At 42.4% G+C, this 23,325-nt stretch carries 14 protein-coding genes; 2 read left to right on the forward strand and 12 right to left on the reverse strand.

Going from position 1 to position 23,325, the window contains the following annotated elements:
• From ACRBG0_RS15445 to ACRBG0_RS15475, 7 genes are all read right to left on the reverse strand, one after another.
• Positions 1-4,808 (reverse strand): SdrD B-like domain-containing protein (locus ACRBG0_RS15445; protein ID WP_431487764.1); only part of this gene is annotated, 4,808 nt, incomplete at its 3' end.
• Positions 4,809-5,537: 729 nt separating this feature from the next.
• On the reverse strand, positions 5,538-5,984 hold the full coding sequence (locus tag ACRBG0_RS15450) for a hypothetical protein (protein WP_431487765.1): 447 nt from the start codon (positions 5,982-5,984) through the stop codon (positions 5,538-5,540).
• A 195-nt stretch (positions 5,985-6,179) separates the two neighbouring features.
• Positions 6,180-7,721 carry a hypothetical protein gene (locus ACRBG0_RS15455; RefSeq protein ID WP_431487766.1) on the reverse strand — a complete coding sequence of 514 codons (1,542 nt, stop codon included), beginning with the start codon at positions 7,719-7,721 and terminating at the stop codon, positions 6,180-6,182.
• A 1,303-nt stretch (positions 7,722-9,024) separates the two neighbouring features.
• Positions 9,025-10,539 (reverse strand): hypothetical protein, encoded by a 1,515-nt coding sequence (locus ACRBG0_RS15460; RefSeq protein ID WP_431487767.1) that lies wholly within the window; start codon positions 10,537-10,539, stop codon positions 9,025-9,027.
• Positions 10,540-10,560: 21 nt separating this feature from the next.
• Positions 10,561-10,905: a LytR/AlgR family response regulator transcription factor gene (locus ACRBG0_RS15465; protein WP_431487768.1), complete on the reverse strand. Its 345-nt coding sequence runs from the start codon at positions 10,903-10,905 to the stop codon at positions 10,561-10,563.
• A gap of 275 nt (positions 10,906-11,180) precedes the next feature.
• Positions 11,181-11,873, reverse strand: coding sequence for an RluA family pseudouridine synthase (locus ACRBG0_RS15470; protein WP_431487769.1), 693 nt, complete (start codon positions 11,871-11,873; stop codon positions 11,181-11,183).
• 4 nt (positions 11,874-11,877) lie between these two features.
• The gene (locus ACRBG0_RS15475; RefSeq protein WP_431487770.1) at positions 11,878-12,540 is read right to left on the reverse strand and encodes an SGNH/GDSL hydrolase family protein; all 663 of its coding nucleotides are present in this window, start codon (positions 12,538-12,540) and stop codon (positions 11,878-11,880) included.
• A gap of 438 nt (positions 12,541-12,978) precedes the next feature.
• Between ACRBG0_RS15475 and ACRBG0_RS15480 the strand changes: the two genes are divergently transcribed.
• Entirely contained in the window at positions 12,979-13,395 is a 417-nt protein-coding gene (locus tag ACRBG0_RS15480; RefSeq protein WP_431487771.1) for a response regulator, read from the forward strand.
• Between the two features lie 2 nt (positions 13,396-13,397).
• On the opposite strand, the gene queG is transcribed toward ACRBG0_RS15480, so the two are convergent.
• Together queG and ACRBG0_RS15490 are read right to left on the reverse strand one after the other, a co-directional pair.
• The gene (gene queG / locus ACRBG0_RS15485; protein WP_431487772.1) at positions 13,398-14,348 is read right to left on the reverse strand and encodes a tRNA epoxyqueuosine(34) reductase QueG; all 951 of its coding nucleotides are present in this window, start codon (positions 14,346-14,348) and stop codon (positions 13,398-13,400) included.
• A 179-nt stretch (positions 14,349-14,527) separates the two neighbouring features.
• Positions 14,528-17,674, reverse strand: a complete 3,147-nt coding sequence (locus ACRBG0_RS15490) for a MopE-related protein (RefSeq protein WP_431487773.1) — start codon at positions 17,672-17,674, stop codon at positions 14,528-14,530.
• Between the two features lie 270 nt (positions 17,675-17,944).
• On the opposite strand from ACRBG0_RS15490, the gene ACRBG0_RS15495 reads away from it, so the two are divergent.
• The gene (locus tag ACRBG0_RS15495; protein ID WP_431487774.1) at positions 17,945-18,685 is read left to right on the forward strand and encodes a hypothetical protein; all 741 of its coding nucleotides are present in this window, start codon (positions 17,945-17,947) and stop codon (positions 18,683-18,685) included.
• A gap of 205 nt (positions 18,686-18,890) precedes the next feature.
• On the opposite strand, the gene ACRBG0_RS15500 is transcribed toward ACRBG0_RS15495, so the two are convergent.
• From ACRBG0_RS15500 to ACRBG0_RS15510, 3 genes are all read right to left on the reverse strand, one after another.
• Positions 18,891-20,015 carry a S1C family serine protease gene (locus ACRBG0_RS15500; protein ID WP_431487775.1) on the reverse strand — a complete coding sequence of 375 codons (1,125 nt, stop codon included), beginning with the start codon at positions 20,013-20,015 and terminating at the stop codon, positions 18,891-18,893.
• 186 nt (positions 20,016-20,201) lie between these two features.
• Complete coding sequence (locus ACRBG0_RS15505; RefSeq protein ID WP_431487776.1) at positions 20,202-21,401, reverse strand: NlpC/P60 family protein; 1,200 nt, start codon at positions 21,399-21,401, stop codon at positions 20,202-20,204.
• Positions 21,402-21,547: 146 nt separating this feature from the next.
• Complete coding sequence (locus ACRBG0_RS15510; RefSeq protein ID WP_431487777.1) at positions 21,548-22,573, reverse strand: hypothetical protein; 1,026 nt, start codon at positions 22,571-22,573, stop codon at positions 21,548-21,550.
• Positions 22,574-23,325: the final 752 nt, after the last annotated feature.

The following is a 23,325-nucleotide window of genomic DNA, read 5'->3' on the forward strand; positions in this document are numbered from 1 at the left end:
GTCATGTTCATCACAGGGATCGTCAAATCTTGAGCCTGTGTACGAATGAACATTTGAGCATTAGGATCAAATCCGTCTTCATCGTCTCCATCACCATCAGCATCAGCACTTGGCTGACCGTCAAGTTCATCGTCAGCCGTTGCGCCTAGCTTAAGAATGACCATGTTATTGTCATCCGTAGCTATTTTGTGAGCAGGGCCACCACTGGTTGCAGAAGTCTCATAATCTTGTACGCCTACGCCAGGACCTGCATCAGCAAGGTCACCGTAGTCAAACGCCATTACTGTAATCTCATAATCTTCTACTTCTCCATCAGGTGCAGGGCCGTTTGGACTCATTACCGCAGCCATATCTGTACTGATACGGAATCTTACACCAAGGTCTCTGTTTAATACAGCGTCAGCTGGTGGCGTAACACCGGTAAGTAACGCAGTCGTTTCACCATCTTCCACCTGATCGGTGTACATGGCTTCAAAAACACCATCGTTATTCCAGTCTACAAACATTGTCAACTTCGCAGGGCCTCCAGTCATGTTCATCACAGGGATCGTCAGATCTTGAACCTGTGTACGAATGAACATTTGAGCGTTAGGATCAAAGCCGTCTTCGTCGTCACCATCACCATCCGCATCAGCACTTGGCTGACCGTCAAGCTCATCGTCAATCGTTTCACCTAACTTAAGGATAACCATGTTATTGTCATCTGTAGCTAGTTTGTGTACAGGACCACCACTGGTAGTAGAAGTCTCATAGTCTTGCTCTCCTACTCCGGTACCTGCATCAACAAGGTCACCATAGTCAAAGGCCATTACTACGATCTCGTAATCTTCTACTTCACCATCAGGCGCAGGGCCGTCAGGAGACATAACAGAAGGCATATCCGTACTGATACGGAAGCGTACACCAATGTCTCTATTCAGTACCGCATCAGCTGGTGGCGTAACGCTAGTCAGCAACGCAGTCATTTCTCCATCTTCCACTTGATCCGTGTACATGGCTTCGAAAACACCGTCGTTGTTCCAGTCTACAAACATCGTAAGCTTGGCAGGGCCTCCTGTCATGTTCATCACAGGGATCGTCAGATCTTGAGCCTGTGTACGGATGAACATTTGAGCATTAGGATCAAAGCCGTCTTCGTCGTCACCATCACCATCCGCATCAGGGCTTGGTTGACCGTCTAGTTCTATATCTACTACTGTTCCAATCTTTACAACCGCTCCAGTAGATGGTACAGAGTGTACTGGGCCACCATTACCAAGGGTCGTATTATAGCCCGTATCTTCGGGCAAGTCACCCATATCAACGAGGATTACACCAGCATCGAAATCTTCGTATTGTTGGCCAGGCGTAAGCAGCACACTGGTGGTACAACCACTAGCAGGGTCTACATCACTATCATTTGTATCATCAATCCCAGCTCCCATTTGATCCTGAGCAGTAAAGGCATACAGGTCAGCAAATGGGTTGGTAGAGTTGGCTAAATCAAACTCGACACAATACTCAACATCACCTGGCAAACCAGTAAAGCAGTATGCACCTTGTGAGTCTGTTGTTGTTGTTCCAAGTTCTGCACCTTTTACACCGCCAGCACATTCGTAAAGAACAACCTGTATATTTTGTACACCAGGCTCATTGCCGTCCTGTACACCATCAAGGTTATTATCTTCCCAAACGTAATCGCCAATCTTTCCACAAGAAAGCGGTATGTTGTTTAAAAGAATCTGATCTCCTGTTTCCAGGAAAAATTCTAAATAGAAGGAGTTGTTAGCACAAAGTGCATTATCCAAAAATCCATCATTGTTTGCATCACTAGAACCTAAAACGAAGGGATTAGGGTCTCCAGGCCCTGGGTTAAGTTGCCCAAGGTCATTACAGGCTGTGCTTAAAGCATAACCAGTAGGAGGCGTAAATACGATCTGATAAACACCATCCGTGCCATCATTAAAGAATTCATATTGGCCATCGCTACCATCTCTTGTGATAAGTACATTACCACCTGCAGGGGGAATAACCTGAATAGACCCTCCCGTGATAATTTCACCGGTATTTTCACAATAGATATAACCAGATGGATCAGCAGGACAAGTACGAGGAGGAACAATTACCGTGTAATCCTGGAAACAAAGTTCATTACCAGCATAAACACGAATAACAAATGTACCGCCCGCATTAGAAACATTTTCTAATATAGACTCACCAAGCGCAGGTACTGCTGATGCTGCACCATACATTGGGCCTGCATAAGCGCCAGCTCCCGGACTGATACCATAACGATCAGTTCCGGTATTAAAAGCAGCCAATACAATGTAACCGTCATTCAACTCTGTTAAACCATCACATCCAGCAGGAACAGGAATGAACGAAGCACCAGCTTCGTAAACACACTGTAAACCATAATCATAAGTGTGGTTGTTTTCACCAGACCGGCCGATGGTTAGCATAATCTGCAAATCACCGTTGCCCTGTTCCACACCATCGTGGTCAGTAAAGTCAACTTTACCCGTCCCTACTTGATCAAGTAAGGTTGGTTCAAAGCCGCCTAAAGGCTGGCCGTTGCCGTACTGGGTTGCACGAACATATAATTTATAGGTACCAAACGACAATAGGCCTGGTTGATCACCAGGTGTGGTAGGGTCCCCATCAATAATATTTGTTTGATTAAAATAGTAATTACCAGTACTATTGGTCACAGTGCTAGCGATCATCGTCGCATCATCACCTGACCATAATTCAACGGTTACGTTGGGAATTCCCGGCTCACCGCTATCCTGAACACCATCTTCATCATAGTCAGCCCATACCAAGTTACCAATTTCGATACCAGCAGGGTCACCGCCTACCTCTATATCTCCTAGGCCATTAGCTTTACTAGGTGCTGCTGTTTGATTCGGGTTACCGCCAACGGTAAAACGATCATCAAATACTTCGTAAGCGGAACCAGGTACTTGAGCCCCCGTTTGGTTATTTAATCGAATTGTTCCACCTGAACGAATCAAAATGGGATCAAGCCAAACAGCCATCACGTCACCAGCACCAGGTAGTACAGCCAAACCACCCTGTACCGATTCTGGGTGTAATAAGTTATCATTATAAAAGTCTGTTGTTCCTGGGCGTGTGACAATGTTATAAACACAGTCGTTTCCAGAGAAACTCACATCAGCACGGAGTAATTCCCCTGCCGAAGCATATTCATAATTGACTAATACACCATTGTAATTATTATTGTTAATTGCATATTGGTTTCCTTTACGGTCCAGAATACCGATCAACATACTTCCCTGATCATCAAATTCGATATCAGCAATAATTGGCGCTGCTACTTCCCGTTCGGTGCCGGCAAAATAACGACTTAACCCAGAAAGACCAGAATACCCCCAAGGAATCCAGGCACGTTCGCGCCCGTAATCAAAGTCAAAACTCAGTCTTTCAGTAAAGGTTTCTGCAACTGGATCAAACTCAAAGACATAGCCTAAAAGGCCATCTCCGACTCTGCTATCACCGACGCCAGAAACTGGAGAAACCACTTCTCCATTAATGTCTTGGCCTGAAAGCACTAAACCTACATACAGTTTACCACGGTAGTACTTCAATCCCCAAGGACGCTCTTCTCCGTGCATTGCTAAAGTAGCAGGATCGGGTACTGGCCAACTACGCACACGTGTAGCCACATTAGCCAAGGTTGGTGCCTGGGGGTTTTGAGGGTTAACTAAGTCTATTTCATAAACTCTACGATCATACAGGTTTACGACGTACAAATACCGACCATCATCAGAGATATCAATATCCCCCAATGAAACTTTACCTACCTGGTCACCAGCAGCATAATCAGTACTAGGTTGATCAGGAGCAACATTCAATCCACGTTCTACATTGGTACCAATGTAACCACTTACCGGGCTTGTATTATTACCTGGGTTAGGTGGATAAGGTCCAATAGGGTCACTGGTAGCAATACCAATGGCATCTAGGTTCAACCAATCTTCTGTTTTATCTGCATTTGGTGAAAATGGATCCACCAAGTAAATACCTCCTGGTCCTAATGGGCCGAAAGCAGCATGCCGGCGCATAACTGCTGAAGTAAAAGCTTTTTGAGCTGAACGAGAAAAAGCCACCCCATACAAAGCCCCTACTTCACCAATTGTAGATACTAATTCTGCCTGATCTACTCCAGCTTGTCCGCTGGAATGGTTCTCAGGAACACCATTGTCCAAATAATTAAACTGAACCAAGGCTGGTGAATTAGCAACAACGCCAACCGGAGCACCAAACACATAACAAGGTAAAATAGTGATAGGGTCAGGGGTTGAAACCCACTGCCCAGGATAGTTTATAGCGAAGTCAAGACCCGATTCTTGGCCAGCAGCAAACTGCACACTAGAACCGTAAATCTCTCCGCTATAGCCTGTAAAATCTACGCCTCCTTCAAGGCCACATTCAAAATCGGTAGGAATGTCGAACTCCAAGCGAATATTTTCACCGGGGTTTGCTGCTCGACCACTTACTACTAAAGTGGAAAAATCATATGCTCCACCAACGCCCGTTACCGTTTCTCCTATTAAGATATCTTTGGCCGGAAGCGCCGCGTTTGCATAAAGCTTTACGATAACACCTTCCACGCCTGGTTCTGCTCCGGTCTGGAGTCCATCACCATTAAAATCACGAAAGGCAGTACCAGACTGCCCCACCATGGGAGAAGATGTTAAAAGAATAAATAGCAGCGTAAAGAGAGAAATAGCGGAAAACAAAATTTTCCTACGCTCACTCCTCTGGTTGTTTAGCTGCCTTGCTAAGTGTCTACCGAGATTCATGTGATTATTGATTTGTTTTAATAATTATTTCAGTGGTCGTCGCAAAAAGAATCAATCCTGTTGTTATTTAAATTTTAATCAGAGGTTGGATAGAGAAAGGCACTTCGTTTAATTAGAAGAAACTCAAGGGTCCACCTGATTTTGGCTCAAATTTAAAGTGCAACTACGCTACACAAAGAGAAAAAAAAGCCAAAAACGTCCCCCTCAGTATTTGCACAAAAGAAAACTTTATCATCATAAATTAATGATAACCAATGATTAATACTTTTATAAAAAACAATAAAATGATTTTAATTGGCACTAAGGGCTAACTGTATCAACAGTAATAATTCTGCCAAAAGGAAGGTGCGGAATGTGGGTAATCTTTTTCATTTCATGTGATTTGTTCATTGCATTTCTCCCTCCAGTATTACCACGACAAACGGGTAATATTGAATTGACATAAAGAAAACTTCATGTCAAAAAATGCAACAGTTGTAATTTTTTTCATCAAGTTGACAGCACCTGGCGGTGCCTCAACTCATTAGAACAAATTTACATAAGTAAAGAAGGGATAGCGGGGACAGCAACTCGAGAATTGAGTTCCTCAGAATAGACCTAAAACCAATCGCTAAACACACAAGTTGCTCAAAATCAACAATTTAAACAAAACAAGACTACGCGAAAAGCGTAGTCTTGCTAAAAAAACAAATCATTATTGCATATCTTATATGGAGCCTGTTTCAATAATTAAGCTCCATATAAATAATGCTCTCTAAGTACTTTTCGGCTCTTTTCAACTTTTTCTACTTTCAGTTCAACAGTCAGCGAACCTTGACTTTCAAAAGGGTAACAACCAGCAGGGATAAACCAACGCCCTCTCCCCAAATGAGAAGAGAGCCAAAGTGGCAATTGAAACTCTTCTTCTACAAGAAATGTCTCCATAGAAAACCATTCTTTTAAAAAAGAATAAGCTAGTTGCTGATTCAACGAAAGGTTCAACTTCATTTCATCATTGGCAAAAAAATGCAGCCTGCCCTGCCACACACGGCAAGACCAAGTATCAGGAATCGTCGTTTTATGTGGCAGCATTTTACAAACACCACTTCCCGCACAGCCGCGAGAAGGTGATCCAAAAACGACTTGTAAGTCTATTTTTATTTCTCCCAGAGTAAAATTCGAGGGAACAATTTTCATATTGTAGGAAGTTCAGAATATTAAGAACAACCAGGGATTAACTCTTGATGAGCCACAAGGTAAAGAGAGGAGATAGGAACAACGAGACAAAAACGGCAGATTTGTACAACCTTTAATCAATCAGAAAAAGGAGCTAAAAAAACATAAAAAACTCATTACCAACAACAAACAAAAACAAAAAATAATACAAAAAAGTTACTTTGCTACTGAATTCCGGGTATTGTACCCCTTTAAATTAAGCATATCGATGGCAAACTCCCATAGTTTTTCATAAGGTAATATCTCTATTTTGTAGGTCTGATTAGCATTCTCTAATGGGATATTCTTCAATTTATCTATAAAACTGGACGCCTTGCGCTCAACAGCTACCCGATGAAAAGCTCCTTTGGGGAAAGAAAGTAACATTTTCAAAAAGTAATAAGAACGAAGTGTTTCTTCTTTGTGCAAATAACGAGCACAATATTTATCAAGACTTTCTAATTTATCAATAGCAACATTATACTTATTCTGTTCAATTAGAAAGAGAACTTGAATAATCAATATCGCGATATTCATACCACGTTTATCTTTTGAAAAGATAGGTGTTTCATTAATAAAGCGACCTAATCGAAACTTCGAAAACACATTATCAGTTCCTGTGATATCCAGTTCACCAATGCTTCCCAAATAGTATAAATAAGCCCAGAAAATGGTCCAAATCTCTTTTACATTATCAGGTAAGAATTTCATCCGAGAGTTATCTACTACTTTATTATAGATAGATAAAGCCTCTTGGTATTCACCACTATGCATGGCCAGAAGGAAATAAAGTTCGTGATACTTGAACCAATTAAAGCTGCCTTCCGATTGCAACTCCAGGCATTTGAGTGCAATTTTCTTCCCCTCTGGGTATTGCCCTAACTGGGTACACGCTAACAACTGGTAGTAATAAGCGATCTGCAAAGGAGTAGCTGCTGTATAATTCTTAGCCTCGAAAAAACTGGCCATTTCCTGGCCCGCAAGATAAACCGCTTGAAAATCATTCACCATACTCTGCTTTACCAGCTTAATCAAGAAGTAGTAAAGGTTTAAGCGATAGGAGTCAGACTCCTTTATGTAACTTTCTAACTCGAGCAGTGCATCTTCCACAAACAACAACAAATGATCTTTGCTGCTTTTGCTGTTCACATACTCAATCATTATATCGGTATAATGCCGTTCAGCGATATCTTCCCAACGGCAGATCTGGTCATACGTTTCGTAAACCTCGCGATAGTGTTTGTATTGTTTTACATCTCCCATTTGGGCACCATAGTGCAACCGGAGAACTCGGGAAACGTCTCGGGTAAGCTCTGTAAACTCATACTTATCCGCATAACGTAAAACCTTCTTAGACAACTCTTTGCACGAAGTATAAGCATTTTTAGCCAACAATATATTTATCGTAGCCCAATCCTTATAGCATTCGTAATAAGCACTCTGCCGATCGGTATAAGTACTTTTCTTTACATCTAAAAAGAAAAGAGAATTGAGCATTCTGCTTTTCAAGCCTGCCTTAAGCTTACGATAATTGCTTCCTCCTTTCTGACCTGGATAAAAATAGGCTGCAGCTTCTTCATCAGAAGTAAAAGAACCTTCCGTTAGTTGATAATAGAAATCATTGATCTTAGACTCCTCGCGTTTCTGAGTGTCTAAAACCTCGATTGATTTAGCCTTGTTGCGCGTAATGATCAGCGCTAATTCTTTCAATGTATCCATTTCCTAATCGTTTGATCTATGTTACTAAGCTCCTCAACGCAACCCTCCTGTAAAGAGAATGCCAGCTATTACGTTTACTTCATTGTTAAGTAAACAAAAGGAGGAAAAAGAACATAAAAGGAAATGAATACCCAAAAACCACCAATAACAGGTGTTGCTACTCTTGATGAGTAACCGGGGAAAATAGTTTTCATGCAATTAATGATTTGTACACTTCACGCACAAATAGCTATTAACAAGCTATTTGTTCCTTAAAATTTCTTGTGTGTAGTGTCTCAATAGAAGCTGGCCTTAAGAGCTGGCCAAAAACTTTCAGAAAAAAGCCCCTACTTCGGTTATTGCTAAAGTAGGGACTTTTAACTAGTCATTAGGGGGGAATTGACTATTTCATAGCTCTTTCAAAAAGTATAGTTACGGTCGTCGTTCTTTCATGTGATAAGTCAACGCAATTGTTGACAGAGCAAATATAAGCGTAAAACGTAGAACAAAACAATACAAAACCGTACCAAACAAACCATCTAAAAAAAGCAATTAGTAGCAAAAAATAATCACTAACAACTACTAACCAATCACTTACGAAGCACAAGATCGTTTAAACGATGGCCCTGTAGTTTCTACAATAATGATTCGCTGGTGTCTGTTAATTGCCAAAAAGTTAACTGTGTTTAATTGTAATTTTTCCATTTCATGTGATTTATCCCGTTATAAAAAATGCAGCAAAAATGCTACACGAAGTCAAAACTTATTGTGTGGCAAACAAGGAGAAAGGACGAACTCACCAAATGAGTCGTAGCTCTACAAAACCTTGCTATTTAGTCCTGATCAATACCCCTGTCTTAGCATACCAAGAACAGGGTAACCAGTGACTGGAAACCTATTGTGTTGTTGTGTTGACCTAGCTCTAAATGAGCTGATCGGGATAGTGTTTTAACGCTAGTTTCGGGACTAATCTTTGGATATACTGCACCGTCAATCCCATTACTAAAATGATTAGTAACGAGAAAAAACAGCGGTAAAATCCACTGTTAGCATTGGTCAAAATCAACGGTCTTCTTTCATATTCAGCTTGAACAAACTCATTACCCCAAAAGGGATGCCTATGGCACAATCGTTTGTCGCTCCCTGAAAACTGGAAGTCGAAAATTAATTAGACTGTTACTTAGAATAAACAAATTCACTTGAGCCTACCGGGAAATGGCAGGGCGCAATGAATTTAGGTAGGTAGAATAGCTTTTGTGTGCTCTTTGCTTGGGTTCTACAAATATATAACACTTTTATTAATATAAAAATATTTTTACACAAATTAATGAAAATCATTATCTAAAAGCCCCGTAATGTACTCCCACAGCAATTCAAAGGGAATAATTTCGGTAAGAAAACTGGTTTGTCCAGCTTCTTCCAATGGATGAGCACGCATTTTCTCCAAATGCTTAGCTGCTTTCCGCTGAACGGCTACTTTATGAAATGAGTTTTTGGGCAACTCCAGTAAAGCTTTCAGGAAATAGAACGAGCGTAAAGTATCCTTGGTAAATAAATGCCTACGCGAATACTGCTCTACGGCATCAACCTTCACAAAGGTATCATGATATCTTTTCTGGGATATAAGTAAAAGGATTTGAATGATTAAAATGCTAACATTGACCCCTCTTTTATCTTGTGAAAAGATAGGTATCTGATTTAGGAAACGCCCAATTCTAAATTTCGTAAACCGCTTATCTGTAGCAGCATTTTCCAGCTCTCCAATCTCAAATAAAAAGTAAAGGTAAGCCTCCAATATCCGCCAGTATTCCTGGATTTCTTCCTGCTGAGCTTTAAAACGGGCATGCCCCGTAGCCCTGCAAAACACCTCATAAGCTGTATTAAATTGGCGAGTATGCAGCGCTAATACCAGGTAAGTCTCCTGGAATTTGAACCAATTATACGATCCTTCCTGCAATAGCTCAAGCCCTCGTATCACGAAATCGGTCGTCTGAGCAAACTTACCTAATTGGAAACTACATAAGAGTTTTTGATAATACGCAATCTGAAGCGGTACACTTGCCTCGTATTCTTTGTCCTCAAAAAACGCAATCAACTTATCACAAACACTATCGGCAACTTCATAGGAGGAAGCAGCTGTATGTATCCCCATCTCCAAGAGCCCGGAATAAAGATGTAAGGTATATGAGTCGTACTGTTCTATGTAGGGGAGTAAAGAAAGGTGGGCTTTTTTTGCTTCCTCTAAAATAATTGCCGTGTCTGCTTTTTTACGAACAAATTCACTGATAAACCGAGTATAGTTGTCTTCTGCCATAATCTCTGCCTGCAATACTTTTTGCAGTCGGGTGCATTCCTTGGCGTACTCCTTGTATTTATTGTGATTACCCGCTACTGTACCAAAATGAAGCTTTAGATTTCTACTGAGGTCAAAAGCCAAATCATTGAACTCATAGCGCAATGCTTGGCGTAGCGTCTGCTCTGCAAGCTCTACTGCAGCCATCCTGGCATTTTTACCAAAGAGAATTTTGCTGGCAGCCCAATTCTTATGAATAATGTAATAAGCCTGCTGCCGGTTGTTATAGGAGGGTAAAGATAAATCTACCAAAAAGAGGGAAGCGATAAGTCGGTCAATCAAATCTGACTTTAAGCGCCGAAATGTCCCCGACTTACTAGATTGATCTGTGATTGCACGAGCAACTTCCTCATCCTCTACTTGATCAGCCAATAGCTCATACATTTCCCCCAACTGGGTGTCCTGATTAAACGGAAAACCAAGCCTACGAATAGAACGTAGTTTTATTCGAGTAATAATCTGCACCAATTCTCTGAGTACCTGCATGCTCGTATGCTAAAGCCATATTTAAATGATCAAAACGCTATCGGTTAATCTGCTAAGAAAAGTACGCCCAATAGGGAGCACCTCTTCTTCTATATAAGCAAGCCGTTCCTTTGTATCAATTTTGGACAACTGACAAAAGTTGACAACGTAACTCTTGTGAATTCGAATAAATTGATCTTCTGGCAAGCGTTGCACTAGTTGTCTTAGTGAAATCTTACTGGCATACTTACTTCCTTTACGCGTGACGATGTAACAATAGTTCCCTTCGGCCTGGATATAACAGATATCCTCATGGAAGACCTTATAAAGAATGTTTTGTTTTCGTACAAAAACAAAGGAAGAAGATAGTTGTGTTGCTGTATTCATAGTTTACTAACATAAGACCTCAATCGGTTCAAGGAACTGATTGTAAAAAACACCACCTTTTGTGTAAATGTGTTGGGTAAAAATCAAACACCCTTCTTGCACGTGGGTGATAATAAATTCAAACAGGGTACGAATGTGATATTGGTTGCCCTCTATCACTTTATTTACCTTATAATTTAGAGCGTAGGGAAAAAAGTGTCCAGAGATTTAAATTTTAATACAGACTAATTCAACAATATGCTTTGTAAAGGTAATAAAAATAGAACAACATAAATTTAACTATTTCCCCTCCAGGCCTCCCATAGTTTATTATTGATTGGAAGATCAGCTATGATGGTTTCCTTCTGCTCACTTAATGGGTCAACAAAAGACAATTCACGCGCATGCAAGGCTATTTCGTTAGGCTGATCGCCGATTGGCCCACCATATTTTTCATCTCCTAGCAACGGACAACCAATGCTTGCCAATTGAACCCTGATCTGGTGAAATTTCCCGCTAAGTGGTCGAATTTCCAACTGACTCCAATCTCCATTATTTTTGACAACCCTATACTCCAGCTTTCCTAAAATGGCGCCCTTCCGGGGTTCTGTGAAGGCTTCAGCACGTTTATTTTTTTGATCTTTAAGTAAGTAATGAACCAGTGTCCCCTCTTGCTTTGGTGGCACGCCCGAACAAATAGCCCAATAAACCTTTTGCACTTTTCGCTCAGCAAACTGCTGGTTGAGATGCCTTAGCGCACTCTTCTTCTTAGCCAGCAAGAGTACACCACTTACCGGGCGATCTATCCGGTGAACAATCCCAAGGTAAGGCTCCCTTAAATGGCCTCCCTTGAGGTAGTTTTTCACCTGCGTTTCTACACTTGGATAATCCCAGAGTTGCTCTACATTTAATCCTGCCGGTTTATTTACCGCCAGCCAATGCTTGGTTTCTTTGATAACAGGGAGATGTTCAGGTTTATGATGCTTCATACGGTTACTTCGGTAATGCTTTTACTAACGGCGAAATCATCGAGAACAGTTGTTCTGCTATCTTTTCTTGCCCCTCTCTACTCAGCCATTCTCTATTATCGTGCCAGTATTGTGGTGCTGTTACCTGGTCTGGAATATTGTTATTTATCCAGCGAACATCATACTGTTCCAAAAGGAGGCCCAAGGCTTCGGGGTACTCGTCCTTATTTTTCAATGCATTATTCGAGGTGGCGAAAACAGGAACCTCTGGATAAGCCAGACGGATTTTACTAAACAACCGCTTCCAGTCTTCTAATTCCTTGGCAGGAAATGCCCCTGACGATGTACTTCCGTAATGAATCAACAGTGCATCTAATCGCTGTTGTAGTATCCAATCCACCCGGTCGGCAGCACTACCGACCAGCTCTCCTTTTATCCCTGCATTTACGACTTTTACGGGTTGTAATGCTGATAATTTCATTTTCAGGAGAGCAGGATAAGCTTGCTCGGGTTCCAGCCCCGCACCAATTGTCCAATCACTACCGAGACAAATCAATTTCCACGGCCTTGAGGAGCTTGTCTCATTCTTATCCTGAGGATCGTCTGTTTGTTGAGTACAAGCTACCATCGTTAGTAAGCATAAGAAAAAAAATAGCTTTGGAAGGCGTACAACTACATATCGGTGCATTAGTTCTTCATTTTCAGAATGCAAAATACCATGTATTGCGCAAAAAACAAATTGGCTCTTAGTTAGCTTCGCTACTTCTTCAAGGGCTCTGCTGCTTTCTTTTAAATAACGGGCACACTTGCCAACTCGGCTTGGTAGGCCGGTTTGAACCATAAGTATCCCACATAGTGCTGCCCACGAAAAAATAGTCCAATTGATCATCTTTTTGAAAACGAAAGCTTAATTTATTTTAGAGCGCGCTCCATCAGATTTTTTACTTTCGCAAAAAAGAAGCATTTTGTGAAACAATTGTAGCTTATTTACCATATAAGTGTCAATACACTCATTCCAAGCAAGCCAAACACAACAAGGCCACTTTTAGAACTACACACAGACACACTCATACTATGAACAACACTTGACCTCCTAGATATCGGTCAAGTTGTAATAATTTGTGCAATGGACAATCCTATATCTATCCTCTTCGCAGAGGATAACCCTCAAGACGTACGTTTATTAAAATATGCGCTTTCTCAACTTGACAGTCCTGTCAATTTACTTCATTACCCCGATGGTCAAGAATTACTGGCAGCAGTGCCTAGTCTATACGCCGCCAGTATAGCCTGTGTTCTGGTAGATTTGAACATGCCTTTTGTCGATGGATTTGAAGTCATCGCTCAACTTAGGGCTAACGAAGATTTTTGTCATGTTCCCATCATTGTTTTCACCAATACCAATAGCAACGAAGAACGGGTACGTTGTTATGAATTAGGAGCAAATGCCTACGTCCCCAAACCTCTGGAAATAGAAGGGCTCGTCAAAGCAGTGAAAAGTATTTTTGACTTTTGGGTCACGACCAACACTCGGGTTATTTAATGCTACTCATCTGTACCTTTAAGAAAAGAGATATTTCGCTGAAGCCCCGCATATTTAGTGCGTTTAACAGCAGAGCGCCGAAACACCTTTCGGAAAGTCTCTTCGGTAAGTTCCTGCCAATCCTCCTGCCTCATTTCTAGTAAATCATGGGGAGGATTGAAGGCTGGTTCCTCATGTGGGCTTGCAAAGCGATTCCAGGGGCAGACTTGCTGGCAAATATCACAACCAAACATCCAGTTGTCCATTTTTCCTCGGAAATCTTCGGGGATAGCTTCTTTTAGTTCAATGGTCACGTAGGAGATGCATTTACTTCCATCCATTAAGTAACCTTCCGGTGCAATAGCATCCGTGGGGCAGGCGTCAATACAACGACGGCAAGTACCACAATAATCCTTTATCGGAGCATCAGCAGGCAAATCTAAATCGCTGATCAATTCTGCTAAAAAGAAATAGGAACCCGCTTTCGGGTGGATAAGTAAAGTGTGCTTTCCTACCCATCCATTACCCGCCTTTAGCGCCCAATCTCGCTCCATTACAGGAGCTGAATCAACGAAAATCCGTCCATCGACCTCTCCTATATTGTCCCTGATATACGTAAAGAGGGATTTTAATTTATCCTTGACTACAAAGTGGTAATCTTCGCCATAAGCATACTGGCTAATCTTTGGGGCAGCAGGATCTTTCTGTAAAGCGGGGTTGTGATAATTATATAGCAAGCTGATGACCGACTTTGCTCCAGGCACCAACTTTCGAGGATCTACTCGTTTATCGAAGTGATTTTCCAGGTAGCCCATTTTCCCATGACGCCCCTGGTTTAGCCACGCTTCCAGACGCCTTGCCTCTGGTTCTAAAAAATCAGCCTTAGCTACTCCCACAAAACTGAAACCCAACCGGTGAGCTTCTTCCAGAATGAGTTTTTTTGCAGCAGAATTATCACCGTAGCCTTTAAGCAAAAAATGTGTTTTTTAATTTAATCAACGATTAACGAAACTAACCAACCATACTATCGTATATAAAATTGGTTTAATACCTGCTATTATGTAGCATTAGGTCTCGGCATCTGGGGGGAAGTCGGGACCTTATTTTCCCATCCTCCCCCAGAATTATTTTTTGATTCCTTTCTGGTACTTACCTACATTTTGATAATCCTTCTCAGTAATAACTCTTTCCCATCGGTGGTTTCTAACCGGAGTAAGAACACACCTTGCCGAAGATTATCTAAGGAAAGATAAAACCTGTTATCAAGAAGCGTTTCTGTACCTCGGTAAGCCAGGCGCCCACTCAGGTCAAAAATCCGGACGTTAACGGGCCCTGTCTGATTCAGGTGAACCGTCAACTCCTGCTCAAAAGGATTAGGAAATATTTTTGCTTCTGCAAAAAAGTCAACACCAGTACAATCCTCGTCAATACCATTATCCGCGATTTCAGGAGCATTGGGATAGATATTACTGTTCGTATCATCACAGTCATCACTATTCAACGAATACCCTATCGGTAGTTCGCCACAGATTTCAACAAAATCTTCTATATCACCAAAGCCATCATTATCAGCATCTTTGTAATAAACGAAAAGAGGTAATTCTTCATCAATTTCGTCATTACAATCATTATCCAAATCATCACAAATTTCCGGTGCACCTGGGTATACGACATTGCGCGTATCATCACAATCGCCATCGGTAGCCGTCAATTCAGTTGACAAATAAGCATCTACAGAAGGTCTTTCGCAACTATCCATGATTACTTCTCCACTACCATAACCATCGGCATCGGCATCAATGTACCAATCCTGGGTAGGAAAAGCTTGGGCATTATTGTCATCACAATCTGTATCGACAGCCACTAGTTCTGTAGCTAGATTCCCAAACTCAGGGCGTTCGCAACTCACTATCGTACTACCATCACCGTAATTATCTTCATCCTGATCGAGGTACCATACCTGCCCAGGAAATTCCTGATCATCATTATCATCACAATCTGTATCAATTGCTACCAATTCAGCTGGTAAATAACCAAATTCAGGTCGTTCACAACTCACAACGGTACTACCGTCGCCATAATCGTCACTGTCACGATCGAGGTACCAGGTTTGACCAGGAAACTCGTTGACATCGGCATCGTCACAGTCCGTGTCATCGGCTACATAACCAGTAGGAGCAGTACAAGCTTCAATACTCTGACTTGCATCGCCATAATTATCTTCATCCGTATCTTGGTAGAAAGTCAATAAAACACCTTCATCTGTATCATCATTACAGTTATTATCCAACCCATCACAAATTTCCGGTGCGCCTGGGTATACCGTATCGTTATTGTCATCACAATCTTCATAGCTGTAAAAGCCATCTTCATCCTCGTCTTTATAGAACAAAGATTCCGCCAATTCAAAAGCAGCTTCACCGAGGTCTATTCCAATCAGTCGACCAGGAATATCATCTACCGGAGGGTGAATACCTCCCCATATACGCGAGAGGCTACATTGATCCGAAGCATCTCTATAGGTCGCCCACTCAAGGGTGATATCCATACTAGGGCCATCTTCGAAAACCAAAAATTCATCTTCAGGCGCTACAAACTCCCCTACTCCACCAGGGAAAAATGGATCGCCGGTGATGGCGGTCATTATTTCCGCTGCTGCACGTGAAAAAGTAGAATGCCCGGAGATGTATCCGGCAAAGTTTGGAGACACGAAGGTTGGCCGTTGGTAAGGCCACCAGTTTTCGGCCAATATCCAGCCTACCCCTGCGTCCTGAATTTCAGGAATGGTGACATAATCGGGCCCGCGCCAGGCTTTTAACTTTATCTTCCCTACATGCTGCTCCATATTTCCTGCTAATGGATCGCCTACACTAACGACTTCAATTAGCCCATCAATCAGTGGAATTCCACCTTGGTGATAGGAAGGTAAAGCAGGGTCAGTACTCTGCCCCAGATCAGCCATTGCTCTAATAGCAGAGACAGGCCGCAGGTAATCGTACCAACCTTTGATACCCCAAACGGTCACTGCTGCATCGTGCATTGCGCCACCAAGAGATAAATACGCTTTTACATCCCACTCCAGCGGCTCCAAGAGTTCACCTTTGCCACCAAACTGCCGAACAAGATCGGGATCATCACTAACCGTATTAAGAATCGTAAACCAGTGACCTGGAGGCGTTTCCGAATTCGGCCCATCTGCCCAAAACTCTGCCAATACCCGAGTGTAGTCTCCACGAGGCACCATTTGTGGTGGATAGGGTTGTCCCGTTGCTGGATTCATATCTCGGCCTTGCCCAATATCTCCTCCATTCACTATGTCGTAAAAATCACGAAGGCCTTCAATGGTTGTTGGATAATCCTCCACGGCAATGTTGCCGATACTCCCAGGCGAGATATCCCACATCACTCCGTCGTCCGGTGACATGTGAGAAGACCAGGCGGCTACCAAACTAAAGGTATACTGATACTCAGCAGATAATCCACTACCTGCCAAGGTATCTAAATAAGGAGGAGCACCCGGATCGTGGTAAACATAATAAGGGTTACCATCCCTTTCGTAAATCGTTAAATCGTCAGATGAAAGCGCAAAAGGGCTGACCGCTCCCCATTCCGGCCCTAAAAATGAAGGTGTATTACCGGGAAAAACATTTCCTGATTGATCCACAAAAACACTTAGTGTTAGTGGCTGCCAACGATTATAATCAACGATATCAGGGTTGCCCGAAAACTCAACAATCATCGGCTCATTAGCCGGTTCGTAATATTGGTTGGCATAATCTACCTGTTCATTTGAGCCGTCTTGTAAACCAAAAGCTATCAATTGCTGAGCAATGTAGTTACCTAGCGCTGCTGGTGACCCCGTACTATAATCTGTCGACGTAAAGGCAGCATCATAACCCAAGTCAGCAAAAACATTATTGAAATTATTGAGGGTGAGAAATGCCCCAGGGGAATTTTGAAAACGATGGCTCAACAAGCGAAAAGCAGCGTAGCTAATTGCTTCTTCTCGGGCCGCTTCAATATCACCAGGCATCGCCGGTGGTGTAAAAGCACACTCAAACCCATCTACCGTCTTACCCAGTAAATACGTTTCTGCTTCATCATCGTACACTGCCCAAGCATCGTACATCGCTACCGACGTATGAAATAGGTTACGTGCATGTACCGTTGGGCGGGCAAAATCTTTACGTATAGCACTCAATAATGCTTCGTTCCATTCGCGAGCGACAGACTGTGCGTCTAAGGCAGACGAACAAAGTAATAGTAAACAAACGAAGACAGGGGTAATTGCTCTTATCATGGTGATCGTTTTTTCTAGTAACTTATTAGGCCGAGAACAAACAAAAATCAGCTTTCAGTTTTATTCTAAGTAAGTAACAAATTTAAGAAAACACCTAAGCATTCCCTCTTTCTAGAGAGAGTAAAACGTTAAACTATCTCTAAATCAGACAAACAGCACTATTTACCTTCCTATTATTTGGTAAATTAGACGTTCGCTAGTGCAGGAAATACTCCCCACTAGCTAGCTCTCAATAGTTTTCTTTTTTTTAAACTAAAATCACAAGACTAGATGAAAATTAATCACGCATTTTTCCTAGTGCTCTTTCTCTGCTGCTGTAACTTCCCCTTACTCGCTCAGGAAGATTTACCAAATAGTGCCGAAGGGATTACCAAGTTAAGCTTTGTTCGTCCAGAAGGCCCCACGCTTAACGACCTCTCCAATTACGGCAAAGTAAACCGAACGGAGGGCACTCCTTACCTATACGATGCCTATACGCCTGGTCGCATTCGTTTTGAAGGGCAACCCAACTTCAGTGAAATGCTGGATGTCCTCCTTGACCTTGAAAACAACGAGCTTTTCGTTAAACTATCAACTGGGTTCATCGGAGAGTTTCCTCTTGAGCACCTTGATGCCGTACAGGTTTATGGCGAAAAGGATACACTCACCTTTGAAGCATTGAATATGCAAGAGCTTTTTGGTGAAGGTGATTATGGTCGCCGTTTTTATAGAGTACTCCACCGTGGAGATCGTTACTTACTACTGCATCAACCCATCAAGTATTTACGCAAGGAAGATTATGTTGAAAACCTGGGTATGGTACGCCGCCCCGATAAATACATGGAACGCAACCAGTACTGGGTCTTTGATGGTGCCAGCATTTATGAAATCAAAAGCAATTTAAGACAAATCTCTAAAGTTTTCCCTCGCAAAGCAGCAACCATGAAACGCTTGGTTCGTACACACGATTTGAACTTGAACAATCAAGATGATTTAGGACGCTTATTTGCTTTACTCGAAGAAGAAAGCTAGATCAGTAATAAAAAAATGCCTGCCCCAGACAAGAGGCAGACACATCAAAACAAAACGAAAAACCAACTTTAAACAAGTATATCTTGGGGGTTCTCTAATCTTACAGGGAACCCTTTTTCTTTAAAATGATAACCTCATCAAAGTCTAATTTGTTGTATTCCAAACTGTTAAGAAAGTCTTAACAATGTCATATCTCTATAAGAATCTATTGTGCCCGCATACGAACGGGTAATTCCACTTCTTCTCCTTTTCTCATCACCGTTAGTTGTAATACATCACCAACTTTTGAACGCCCGACCATTTCTGTAAGCTCCGGTACATCATTAATGGTTCGGTTGTTTACCTTAATAATAATATCACGGGGGAGTAGCCCTGCATACTGTGCCGAACCACCATCTACCAATTCATCAATTACAACTCCCTGGTTAATATTGACACCGAGTTCTACTGCGGCATCCGCGTCCAATGGGTAAATGCTTACCCCTAAAAACGCCCGCTGGAAACTCCCAAACTCAATAATGTCATCTGCGATACGGGTAACCAGATTAACAGGAATGGCGAAAGAGTAGCCTTGAAACATTCCGGTACGCGTGGCAATGGCAGTATTAATGCCTAATAAATTTCCACTGGCATCTACCAAAGCTCCGCCACTATTGCCGGGATTAACCGCAGCATCGGTTTGCAGGAATGACTCAATGGCATCCCGCCCAGGAATTAACTCCAGGCTACGCCCTTTGGCACTAATGATTCCTGCCGTTACTGTGCTCGTCAAATCCAAAGGGTTACCCACAGCTAAAACCCACTCTCCTATTTCTGCCTGGTCAGAATCTGCCAGTTCAAGTGTTGGCAGATCGACAGCATCAATTTTTATCACTGCTAAATCTACTTTATCATCACGGCCAATTACTTCGGCGGTAAATTTGCGATTGTCATTCAATGTTACGGTCAGCGCCTCGGCTTTTTCTACTACATGGTTATTGGTAATAATATAACCGTCCGAAGAATAAATAACGCCCGAGCCAGTAGCTCCCGAGGGGCCTCCAAAAGGGCTACTATCATCAAAAAAGAACCGCAAAGGATTATCTGTAGAACTAGAAGTACCGCCGGAAGCAGAAATATGAACGACGGAGGGCGTCGCTCTTTGTGCCGCAGCCTTAAAGTCAAAAGTAGGATTGAAGGGAGCAACTCCCGGGCTGAGGTTTACTTGCCGAACAGGAAGCTCGGCCGTCGCTGAAATATTGGGCGAATGCTGGCTAAAGAAAAAAACGCCCGCCAGGGCAATGGCACCACCTACGGCGCCGGCCAGGATTGTTTTCCACCATTGTTGCATAAGTCCGATTTTTTTTGGTTCTCTTAAAATCAAGAACATTTTTTTAAGTAGGAGGTAAAAGCATATTCGCTGATCTACGAATGCTTTCCCAAAACGAATAAACTACTTAAATAAATGCCCAAAAAGTAAGAAAAGTTGTACCGGCTTAGAGCAAAAGCTACCAATCAGCAACATGATGCGACCAACTTACCAATACCAAGGATGAGTTGCGACTCGCTGGACATTCGTTGTCTCTGGCCCTAGTCGTCTAGCTCGGAGAAGACTTTCACGCCGATGTGGTGCGTAACCTGCCCGATCCGGAAATAATTGCTGGATGGCATTAGCTCCATTATCCGAACCACTATGGATAAAAGCACCATCACCTAAATAAATACCAACGTGGGTGATTTTCTCTGTACCATCTTCTCGATAGCGACCAAAAAACAAAAGGTCACCTGCTTGTAATCCCTTCAGGTTTTCGTCATAATCAACCGGCGCCCCAGCGTGAACTTGCTGAGAAGCATCTCTGGGAATAATAAACCCTTGCTGCCAATATACCGTCTTAGTGAATCCACTACAATCCATCGCTTTAGGACTTGTGCCTCCCCAGAAATAAGGTTTCCCGAGCTGAGCTTTAGCGATTTTTTGCGTTTCTGAAAAAGACAAGTGCTGGCTATCTAGCCACTGGCCAAATCCTTCGAGGGTTTCACTTGGTACATAGGCTTCTCGTCCGTCTGGATAAAGTACTTTGGTAAAATTGCCTTCTGTCCCCTTTCTTTCTAAGATACCTCCCTTGACCAAATCACCTATACGCCTGCTATCGGTAGCTGCAGTTTGATAACTATAACCACTTTCTACTTTAAAAATCACTCGGTCAGCCGCTTTCCAGGCAGCCAATTCAGCGAAAGTCATCCGAACCAACTCGCCGCCATGTAGCCAAGCCAGGTAACCATCCGGGCATTGTACAAAGAACCATTCTTCCTCTTGTTTCAAGACCCTTAGCGGAGTACCTAGTAAAACTTGGGTAGCTAATTCTTGAGAATGCCCACGTTCAGAACGCAAATTAGCCACCGAATGCCGGCTTAGAGCATAAGTAGCATCGCCTAATTCCACAGCGGGTAATACCTTGATACTGTCAACGATCTGATAATCTACCGAAGCCAATGCCCTCAATAAACTATCCTTTGCTTCTGGCAATGTAGTTTCTCCCCACAGGTAGAGTTTACCATCTTCCATTATTGCACCATCTACATCCAGGCGGTTGACCCGACGATCCGGCACAAAATGAGTTTGAATGCCCTGCACTAAGTCTCCCAGCGCTGGTGGCCAAGGATCGAGAACTGCCGTTTCACAGCTAAATGCCAGTAAAAAAAAGAAAAAAAGAAGGGACAAACAATAAGGACGCATACGTAAAATATTGATCATAAATATGGAAACGAATAAGATCCGTTCCTGATTGTGAACCGACCGTCTTTACAAAAAACAAGCGGGCTGATAAGCGTTTATGCTTACCAGCCCGCTTTTATCAGGCAAAATGAAACAAGTTCTTAATTCTAGTAAGAAATAGCTTCTGCACTTCTCATGCGCACACCAGCCCTAGATGGCTGATCTGGTGATTCGTTCAGGAACTTATTCGTCTGGTCAACATCACCGTCACCAATGGTAGAACCATTGTCTTCGAAAATATTGCCTTCCAATTGTGCTTCACAAACACCGCGACCTTCGCGCTGGTTGTAGATTGCACCACCCCGAACAACAGAGAAGTTGTCTACGAATGCACAGTCAGTGATCACTGGCAGACATTCACCGTATAGGCCGCGGTTTAAAACACCGGCACCATACATTGACTCATTGCCCTTAAAGCTGCAGTTTTTAATTGTTGGATTACAAGTGCCAAAATTTCCATCATTGAAAATAGCACCCCCGTTGAAGTCGGAGCGATTGTAAACGAATTGACAATCGCTGATTGTTGGTGATGTCTCACCATCGTTCGCGTAGTTGTAGATTGCAGCACCTTCCCGAGAGAAGTTATTCATTAAAATGCAATTCTGAATAAGTGGAGAAGACACTCCGAACTCACCATTGTTATAGATACCAGCACCACAGGTTGTCAAGTCAGCTCCTTCTACCAAACCGTCGGCATAACCTCCAGTGATAATAAAGCCATCAAGAATAGTGGCAGCACTAGCATTCTGAAAATAAACAACCGTGTAAGTGTTATCTTCAGGAACTTCTGTTCCAATCTCTCCACTTAGGATGGTCTTGGCTTCGCCTAAAACACGATCCGTTAGTTTCTTTTCCACTCCTGTAAAGCCACCATAAACTTGAACACCATCAGGGATGATGAAGCTTGCTGTACGGTCTGCCTCATTTGTAGGAGTATAAGTACCGTTTGCCACCCAAATGACATCTCCAGCTTGCGCCTTCGCCAGTACCTCTTGTAGGTTACTTGTGGCATCTTTCCAGGAGGTTCCTTCCCCTTCCCCTTCTAGTTGCACGAAGTAGTGATTGTTTGCCTGGACACTCATTGCGAGCCCTCCCAGAAAAACCATCATCGTTGTTAGTAAAATTTGTTTCACGCCTAAATTCCTTTTGAGTTGTTTGATAAAGACCGAAGGCAGGGACAAAGAAGTTCCTCTCTTCGCAAAATCATTTGGGAAGTAGTTAGTCGATTCATAGTACTCGATGGGATGACCGAATTACTTGAAAGCGATTTAACACCTTCCGTAATGGATGGCGTCAAAACAAAAATCAAACTTGGTGGGATAACTCTGAATAATCAACTGGGATGACAGTTAACTAGCCAGTTCAATAGATAGTTGAACAGCTTGGGATAAAGCTACAAAACTATCACCAAAAGAAAAAAATTTTCCTTTGGTTTATTGGCGTGTTGGATTGTAATGTGTGCTAAATACCTACCAGTGGGATAAAAAGTAAGTATTAGCTGCGATTGTGCTTGTAAACGGCCCTAAATCAGATTAGTTTCGTTTAAAAGCTAAATTCTTTCGTAAAGAACCGGAAAAGATTTCGTTTCACCAAATAAAAGTCGAAAAACGAGTCTAAAATTTATTTTACGGTAGGAAAGCGTTATTTTTCGCAATGCAACTGATGCCCGAAATTTCTGAAGGCATTTTGATCAAATCATAACTTCTCCTCTAAAAAAGCGCCTGCTTTATTTACGTCTTGCAAAACGCTTCTTTCACAAGAATCATTTTGCCTCTACGTTTACAAAGCATCCAACTGCTTTACCGGATTTCGCGAAACAACTTTACTTAATACCTATTCTTAGATAGGTTTACACAGGACGCTGTGCTATAGATCATATGCTAAG

The organism is Lewinella sp., assembly GCF_050633125.1.
In the GTDB taxonomy this organism is placed as follows: Bacteria; Bacteroidota; Bacteroidia; order Chitinophagales; family Saprospiraceae; genus Lewinella.

Coding starts and splice junctions, on each gene's coding strand:
- ACRBG0_RS15450 (WP_431487765.1), bottom strand. CDS start 5,984: ATGAAAATTGTTCCCTCGAATTTTACTCTGGGAGAAATAAAAATAGAC.
- ACRBG0_RS15455 (WP_431487766.1), bottom strand. CDS start 7,721: ATGGATACATTGAAAGAATTAGCGCTGATCATTACGCGCAACAAGGCT.
- ACRBG0_RS15460 (WP_431487767.1), bottom strand. CDS start 10,539: ATGCAGGTACTCAGAGAATTGGTGCAGATTATTACTCGAATAAAACTA.
- ACRBG0_RS15465 (WP_431487768.1), bottom strand. CDS start 10,905: ATGAATACAGCAACACAACTATCTTCTTCCTTTGTTTTTGTACGAAAA.
- ACRBG0_RS15470 (WP_431487769.1), bottom strand. CDS start 11,873: ATGAAGCATCATAAACCTGAACATCTCCCTGTTATCAAAGAAACCAAG.
- ACRBG0_RS15475 (WP_431487770.1), bottom strand. CDS start 12,540: ATGCACCGATATGTAGTTGTACGCCTTCCAAAGCTATTTTTTTTCTTA.
- ACRBG0_RS15480 (WP_431487771.1), top strand. CDS start 12,979: ATGGACAATCCTATATCTATCCTCTTCGCAGAGGATAACCCTCAAGAC.
- ACRBG0_RS15490 (WP_431487773.1), bottom strand. CDS start 17,674: ATGATAAGAGCAATTACCCCTGTCTTCGTTTGTTTACTATTACTTTGT.
- ACRBG0_RS15495 (WP_431487774.1), top strand. CDS start 17,945: ATGAAAATTAATCACGCATTTTTCCTAGTGCTCTTTCTCTGCTGCTGT.
- ACRBG0_RS15500 (WP_431487775.1), bottom strand. CDS start 20,015: ATGCAACAATGGTGGAAAACAATCCTGGCCGGCGCCGTAGGTGGTGCC.
- ACRBG0_RS15505 (WP_431487776.1), bottom strand. CDS start 21,401: ATGCGTCCTTATTGTTTGTCCCTTCTTTTTTTCTTTTTTTTACTGGCA.